Origin of the sequence: Vibrio ruber DSM 16370 (genome assembly GCF_900163965.1) — a bacterium.
Lineage (GTDB): Bacteria > Pseudomonadota > Gammaproteobacteria > Enterobacterales > Vibrionaceae > Vibrio > Vibrio ruber.
Window position 1 is genome coordinate 1 of the sequence record NZ_FULE01000085.1, and the last position, 2,429, is coordinate 2,429.

Consider the following 2,429-nt stretch of genomic DNA (forward strand, 5'->3'; position numbering starts at 1 on the left):
GTTGGGACAATAGCCCGATGGAGCGGTTCTTCAGAAGTCTAAAGACAGAATGGATACCGGTGTCGGGTTATAGGAGTTTTAGCGAAGCAAGACAGCATATAACTCGTTACATCACAGGTTATTACAGCCAACTTAGGCCCCATCAATATAATGGTGGGCTGACACCCAATGAGTCTGAACGACTATATTGGAAAAACTCTAAAACCGTGGCCAATTTTAGTTGACCACTACAATTGTTAATTTCACGCGTGTCTGTATAGTGGAGTGTTTCTAGTTACCGTACAATCAGTTTTTAGATCAATGGAAATAAAAATTGACTCGCTGGATTTGAGCTAAAACATAATTTCGCTCTGAAAATTAAGTATAATTAACGAATCGGATACAAATCGAGATATAGCTGTGACCTTGTAGGTGTATTGGTGCGCATGCTGCAATTGGTTTGTTTTTTTGTCTTTGGAATTCTGTAACGATCGCTCATGCTGCTCGGCAGAATAGGACCTATTAAATTCGGGATAGATACCATGCTAAAAAATATCAACCCAACAGAAACACAGGCCTGGAAAGCACTGTCTGCTCATTTTGAATCGATGAAAGGTGTTGACTTAAAAACACTTTTCAGCCGAGACAGTCAGCGCTTTGAAACGTTCTCTCTACGTTTTGGCGATGATATTCTGGTCGATTATTCTAAAAACCTCATCAATGAAGAGACGCTGAAACTCTTATTGGCGCTGGCAGAAGAAACTGACCTGAAAAGCGCGATTGAAGCGATGTTCAGTGGTGAAAAAATTAACCGGACGGAAGATCGGTCTGTGTTGCATGTCGCGTTGCGCAATCGTTCTAATACACCGATTTATTCAGATGGTGAAGATGTCATGCCCGCGGTGAATGCCGTGCTGGAGAAAATGAAACACTTCTCTGAACGGATTATTTCTGGTGAGTGGAAAGGGTATACCGGCAAAGCGATCACTGATGTGGTGAACATTGGTATCGGTGGTTCTGATTTAGGGCCATACATGGTTACCGAAGCACTGAAACCTTATAAAAATCACCTCAATATGCATTTTGTCTCTAATGTGGACGGAACACATATTGCCGAAGTGCTCAAGCAGGTTAATCCGGAAACAACATTATTCCTTGTGGCGTCCAAAACATTTACCACGCAGGAAACAATGACCAATGCCCACACCGCACGCGATTGGTTCCTTGCCGAAGCAAAAGATGAGTCCCAAGTGGCGAAACATTTTGCGGCACTTTCAACCAATGCTGAAGCAGTTTCTGCCTTTGGTATTGATACCGACAATATGTTTGAATTCTGGAACTGGGTTGGTGGCCGTTATTCTTTATGGTCTGCAATCGGCCTGTCAATCATTTTAGGCATCGGTTTTGATAACTTTGTTGAGTTGCTCTCCGGTGCCCATGAGGTCGATCAGGCATTTGTATCGACACCATTTGAGAAAAATATCCCGGTATTGCTGGCTCTGATCGGTATTTGGTACAACAACTTCTATGGCGCGGAGTCCGAAGCGATCCTTCCTTATGATCAATATATGCATCGTTTTGCTGCTTACTTCCAGCAAGGAAATATGGAATCGAATGGTAAGTATGTCGATCGCAATGGCCAGCCTGTTGATTACCAAACCGGGCCGATTATCTGGGGTGAACCGGGTACCAATGGTCAACATGCTTTCTATCAGCTGATTCACCAAGGTACAAAAATGATTCCTTGTGATTTCATTGCGCCTGCGATTTCACATAATCCAACATCGGATCATCATCCGAAACTGTTGTCTAACTTCTTTGCCCAGACAGAAGCTTTAGCGTTTGGTAAAACCAAAGAGCAAGTCGAAGCTGAGTTTATTGCTGCCGGCAAAACAGCAGAAGAAGTCGCTGAGCTTGTTCCGTTTAAAGTGTTTGAAGGGAATCGCCCGACCAACTCAATTCTGGTGAAACAAATTACACCGCGGGTACTTGGTCAGCTGATTGCGATCTATGAACATAAGATCTTCACACAGGGCGCAATCTGGAACATCTTCACATTTGATCAGTGGGGTGTTGAATTGGGTAAACAGTTGGCAAATGCAATTTTGCCTGAGCTAGAAAGTGATGAACAGGTGACATCTCATGATAGTTCAACCAACGGGCTGATTAATGCGTATAAAGCACTGCGGTAAGGCTGAACATTTAGCGTGATGCAAAAAAAAAAGTATCCACCGGCATAGCCGGTGGTTTTTCATATGCGCCTATAAGGCTCTCCTACTAGCAGCGCCCTAGCAGGCGCGTAGTGATCTGACATTTGCATATGACTACTTCCTGCGGCCCGTAAACGGGCTACCTGAATACGGGATCGACAATTGCTCTCCCATTTTATCCTGCTCTAGTTGCTGCTTAATGTAATTTTGTATCTTGCTCGTATTTTTACCTACCGTATC

2 protein-coding genes and 1 pseudogene are annotated in these 2,429 nt (G+C 43.7%); 2 read left to right on the forward strand and 1 reads right to left on the reverse strand.

The window, feature by feature from the left end:
* Together VR7878_RS20330 and pgi are read left to right on the forward strand one after the other, a co-directional pair.
* Nucleotides 1-224 (forward strand): integrase core domain-containing protein (locus VR7878_RS20330; protein WP_139344086.1); only part of this gene is annotated, 224 nt, incomplete at its 5' end.
* Nucleotides 225-521: 297 nt separating this feature from the next.
* Complete coding sequence (pgi, locus tag VR7878_RS20335; protein WP_077337778.1) at nucleotides 522-2,171, forward strand: glucose-6-phosphate isomerase; 1,650 nt, start codon at nucleotides 522-524, stop codon at nucleotides 2,169-2,171.
* 132 nt (nucleotides 2,172-2,303) lie between these two features.
* Here pgi and VR7878_RS20340 read toward each other — a convergent pair.
* Nucleotides 2,304-2,429, reverse strand: a pseudogene (locus VR7878_RS20340) (IS200/IS605 family transposase); the annotation flags it as partial.

Bases quoted from the DNA above. Each gene is read 5' to 3' on its own strand.
- pgi (WP_077337778.1), top strand. From the start codon at position 522: ATGCTAAAAAATATCAACCCAACAGAAACACAGGCCTGGAAAGCACTG.